At 26.1% G+C, this 4,384-nt stretch carries 5 protein-coding genes; 2 read left to right on the top strand and 3 right to left on the bottom strand.

The features are described from left to right. The 3 genes from mnmH to A500_RS09075 all read right to left on the bottom strand — a co-directional run. Positions 1 to 876 (bottom strand): tRNA 2-selenouridine(34) synthase MnmH (gene mnmH / locus A500_RS09085; protein WP_016207282.1); only part of this gene is annotated, 876 nt, incomplete at its 3' end. 295 nt (positions 877 to 1,171) lie between these two features. Then, the gene (locus A500_RS20390) at positions 1,172 to 1,342 is read right to left on the bottom strand and encodes a hypothetical protein (protein ID WP_157453636.1); all 171 of its coding nucleotides are present in this window, start codon (positions 1,340 to 1,342) and stop codon (positions 1,172 to 1,174) included. Between the two features lie 437 nt (positions 1,343 to 1,779). Continuing rightward, positions 1,780 to 2,835: an amidase domain-containing protein gene (locus A500_RS09075; RefSeq protein ID WP_016207281.1), complete on the bottom strand. Its 1,056-nt coding sequence runs from the start codon at positions 2,833 to 2,835 to the stop codon at positions 1,780 to 1,782. 245 nt (positions 2,836 to 3,080) lie between these two features. On the opposite strand from A500_RS09075, the gene A500_RS20755 reads away from it, so the two are divergent. Together A500_RS20755 and A500_RS22065 are read left to right on the top strand one after the other, a co-directional pair. Beyond that, a complete protein-coding gene (locus A500_RS20755; RefSeq protein WP_198010579.1) occupies positions 3,081 to 3,392 on the top strand; it encodes a DUF6444 domain-containing protein in 312 nt (103 codons plus the stop codon). Positions 3,393 to 3,613: 221 nt separating this feature from the next. Next, positions 3,614 to 3,775 (top strand): hypothetical protein, encoded by a 162-nt coding sequence (locus tag A500_RS22065; protein WP_157453635.1) that lies wholly within the window; start codon positions 3,614 to 3,616, stop codon positions 3,773 to 3,775. Positions 3,776 to 4,384 lie beyond the last annotated feature (609 nt).

Here is a 4,384-nt window from a genome sequence, read left to right as displayed (position 1 = left end):
CTTTTTCTTCACTCTATCCATACTGGAATATATGTAATTAAACCATTCATTTAAGCCAAGATCCTTACCAAACTTATTAATATACTCTATTTGAGAATCTATAACATATTCTTTTAAGGTATTTTCTATTCGTTCTTCTAGAGAGGCTTCTAAGAACACTGTATTTCCACTATGAAAATGATCAAAGAAGTCTTGAGGAATAAAATTTTTACCTATGTTTTTTCCTTCATCTTCAAAAACAATATGTTTAAAATCCTGTTCCATGCATTTAATTAAAGCATATGCTAAATTATTTTCAAAGTTAATCTGAGTAGGCTGAGGGTTAGCGTGAGCACCAAAGGATGAACCCCTATGATTAGCAATTCCTTCTAAATCTATTGAGTTTTTTATTTTCTTTAAGACTATAGTTTTTCCAGATCCGGTAAATCCCGTTAAAACAATAGGTTTATAATTTTGATTTTCTTTAGCTAATGAATTAATTAGATAATTACGAAAGGCTTTATATCCCCCATCTAGTCTATAAATTTCTTTATTTAAAGCTTCTGTAATCCACTCTTGAGCAATTCTAGAACGTGAACCTCCTCTAAAGCAATATAACGTAGTGGAGGGATTGGACTTTATAAATTCAATCCAAGATTTTAATCTACCTTCTTTAGTTTTACCTGATACTAATTTGTATCCAAGCTTTGTAGCTTCTTCATTTCCTTTTTCTTTATAGCAAATCCCTATAATATGCCTTTCTTCACTATTTAAAATTGGTGAATTAAAAGAATTTAAAAATGCTCCTTTTTCATATTCTATAGGTGCTCGTACATCTATAAGTGGTATATCTTCTAGTACTATTTTTTTAAAGTCATTTGTTAATGGGTATTTCATATTAATCACAATCATTTCCTTTTATTTTTATATTTATTAATTATAACTACTTTTAGTGACATTTATTCAAGTATCAATTAAATTTACAACTACTTTTATATGAGAAACAAAGAATTTAACATCTTTTTTATATTCTAAATTATGATATTTATTCGTTTACCTTCTTTCTAGGTCTGTCACGTTTATGACTTCTCTCTCTATTAAGATCAAATATTGCTATATCACTATGAAAAGCACCTATTATATTGATATTTTCAAATTTTTTAATCGGTTTTATGAAAGGCACTTTAGTTTACTAACTATCACAAGTTACAATTACTTCATATTCTGCTAAAGCAAGGTCTACATTTATAAACATATCTACTACCTCTAATTTAGTTTTAGATTTATCGTAAAGTCTATATTGAATAGGAATCTTTAGATAAATAATTTTATTATTATGCATTACCGGAATAGCTAATGGCATAAAACAACAACTCTTTATATAGGATAATACATTTTTATTAGTGTGGTCAAATAATTTACCATAGCAACCAAATTTCTCACCAAATTTAGGCTGAAGTGTATATCAGATATATAGTTGTAATGTTTCTTAAATTATCTAGAATAAGACTTATCGTTACGTCAAGAGTAGCTATCGCTAATCGTAATATATCAAGGCTTTTTTGTGCTAAGAAATAATAGAGTCTATTTAAGTAAATATTCCAGTATTTTTTTATAAATTTATAATTAGTTTGTTCAGAAGTTAAGTGTTCGGATTTCTGTGTCTACAATATTATACTAACACCATGTTGTCTAATTTATAATTATATTATTATGTAAATTTTATATTATAGATAGGATATAATTATTTATAAGTAAAATAGGTTATTTTCAATTTTCTTGAAAATAACCTATTAAAAACTACATTCCGAAAAATCTAAATTGATATTTATCAGAATTATATGAGTTAGCAATTGAATTTAAATTAACATCTTTTCTATTAGTTGTATGATATGTTAATTTAAAATCTTTATTAGTTGAATCATAAGATGTTATAAGCATAGTATGATACCCTTCATACCACCAATAATTTGCTACTAAAATTTGAACTGCATCACCAATATAAAATGGTCTATTATATACATATTGTTGATTGTTATATACAAGACTAGCGGCATATGTTTCAGTAGAGGTAGCCCTACTTGACCAATAATTGTTAAACTCTACAGCACTTATCCAAGGACTAGGATTAGATACGCTCCATGAAGAATTTAACTGAGATACTGTAGTAGGTGTATTATTATTAGAGTTAAGTTTTCTTATATACCAGTTCGAATCGGTTGTTTTTCCACCAGCAACTAGAGCTTGAGATACAAAGTTAGCACAATCACCACCTAAATATGTTAAGTTAGGATATGATGCTAGATTATAGCTATTCCACCATGTATATGCATAATTTACAGCTGAAGTCCTACTATAAGTAGAACGAGGTTGAATACCATTATTATATAGTGAATGAGCATAATTTATTAAAGTATCATTTTCTGTATAAGGACCATACTGTGAAATATAATTTTTAATTAAGTTTTCTAATTCAATATTAATAGAATACTTTTCTAGAATATTAATCATTTCAAGCATAGCATCAATCTTATCTTGTCTTTCTACAGAAATAATTTTATTTTTGAGGTTTAGATCATTTGTTAAACTATATAATTGATTGGCTAAATTTACTTCATTAGAAGCCTTATTTAGACTTGAGATGCTATAGTTTTTTTCAATTAACTCTAATTCAGATTCATCAAGTAATGATAGAGCAGAATTATCAGGTGAATATTGAGCAATAGTTGTACTAGAGTTATTTTTAAATTTTTGATCATCTAATGTTAAATTTGTAGATGCAAAAGTAGTGATTGAGAAACTATTAGTAGTAATAACAAAGGCTAATAATAGTTTTTTTAATTTACTTTTTTTCATATAATACTCCTTTATATTTTTATTTTTTGTAAACAATATATAAGTATTATCACATAAAAGGAAAAAAAATGTAAACGGATTTAACTAAAATAATAATTTTATAATATGCTTAAGTGTAACTATTTAGCTATTAAAATAAATTAGGAGAAATGATAAAAATATTTTTCGAAAACCTTTCCATTATCATTAATTTCTGGTATTATATAGTATGTCTTGTAAAAACTAATGATAATGTGATGACGTCCGTGAGCGAAGACAAGATATTTGAAATATATAATCAAGATTTAACACAAGTTATGAGAGAAGTTACTAACGAAACAAAAAGCTTGAATTCTCAAGTAGAAACATTATCAAAGGAAAACAAAAGTCTTTCGGATCGTGTTAAATCATTAGAAAACCAAGCAAATAAAAATAGTAATAATAGCAGCAAACCACTATCATCTGATGGGTTGAAAAAGAAACCTAAGAGTCTGAAAACTAAATCTGATAAAAGGTCTGGAGTCAAAAAGGTCATGATGGTAAAACACTTGAACCTAGTGAAAATCCAGATGAAATAATAATTCATCGTGTTGATACATGTAATATTTACGGAGAATCCTTACAGGAAATAACTCCGGAAAGAGTAATTATCAGATAGGTGATTAATATACCAGATAGAAAGTTATTGAGCATAGAGCAGAAGTTATTGCTCGTATAAATATTCTAATTGTGATCATGTTTTATGCAACTCTCATATTTTAAGAAAGTTAAATGGTATATCTGAGTTAGAGAAACAAAAATGGGAAGGATCAATGAAAAATCTACTAATACAAATGAAAAAGAAGTAGATTTATCTTGGAATACAGCCAATGCTTTAACCCTAGATAAAATCGAAGTCTTTAAATTTATATGCTCAAATACTAGAAGTCCGCTTCAAGGAAGGTTATATTGCAAATATTGAATCATATTCTAAAAATAAAGTTAAGAAAAGTACTAGCCTTAATCTACTTAATAGATTAAGAGGTTATAAAGATGAAATATTATTGATCCGACATTAGTTTAACTAAGATATTTTAAGGGGTACCAGTTGAGTCTATACCCCTATTTGCCATACCTAAAATTATATTTTAAAATAATTAAATCGAGTTACGCTTAAGTTAATTTGTAAAATTAATACCATTACTTTCTTTAGTTTTATAAAATAAATATTTATTATCTCTTTGAATAGCTATATGATAACTTTTATTATAGTTTTTAATTTCATAAATTTCAAAATCATTATATGTAGAAATTTTATTACCTATATAATCCTTAGGAATTTGAATATTTTGATTTTCGTATTTAATGCCATTAAATATTACATATTTTTTTTGAAACTTAAGAAAAGTTAATATAGATGATGTTAATAAAATATAGATATGATGATTATAGTAATATAAATATTTTTTTTAGAAAAACTTTTCATATTTCTACCGTAATAACTTCGTATAGCATACATTATACGAAGTTATACGAAAAAATAAGTAATAATAGCAGCAAACCAACTATCATCTGATGGGGTTGGTAAAAA

This window comes from Clostridium sartagoforme AAU1 (assembly GCF_000401215.1).
GTDB classification, from domain to species: Bacteria; Bacillota; Clostridia; order Clostridiales; family Clostridiaceae; genus Clostridium; species Clostridium sartagoforme.
Note: the sequence above shows the minus strand (reverse complement) of the source record. Positions and strands in the feature narration are given on the sequence as shown.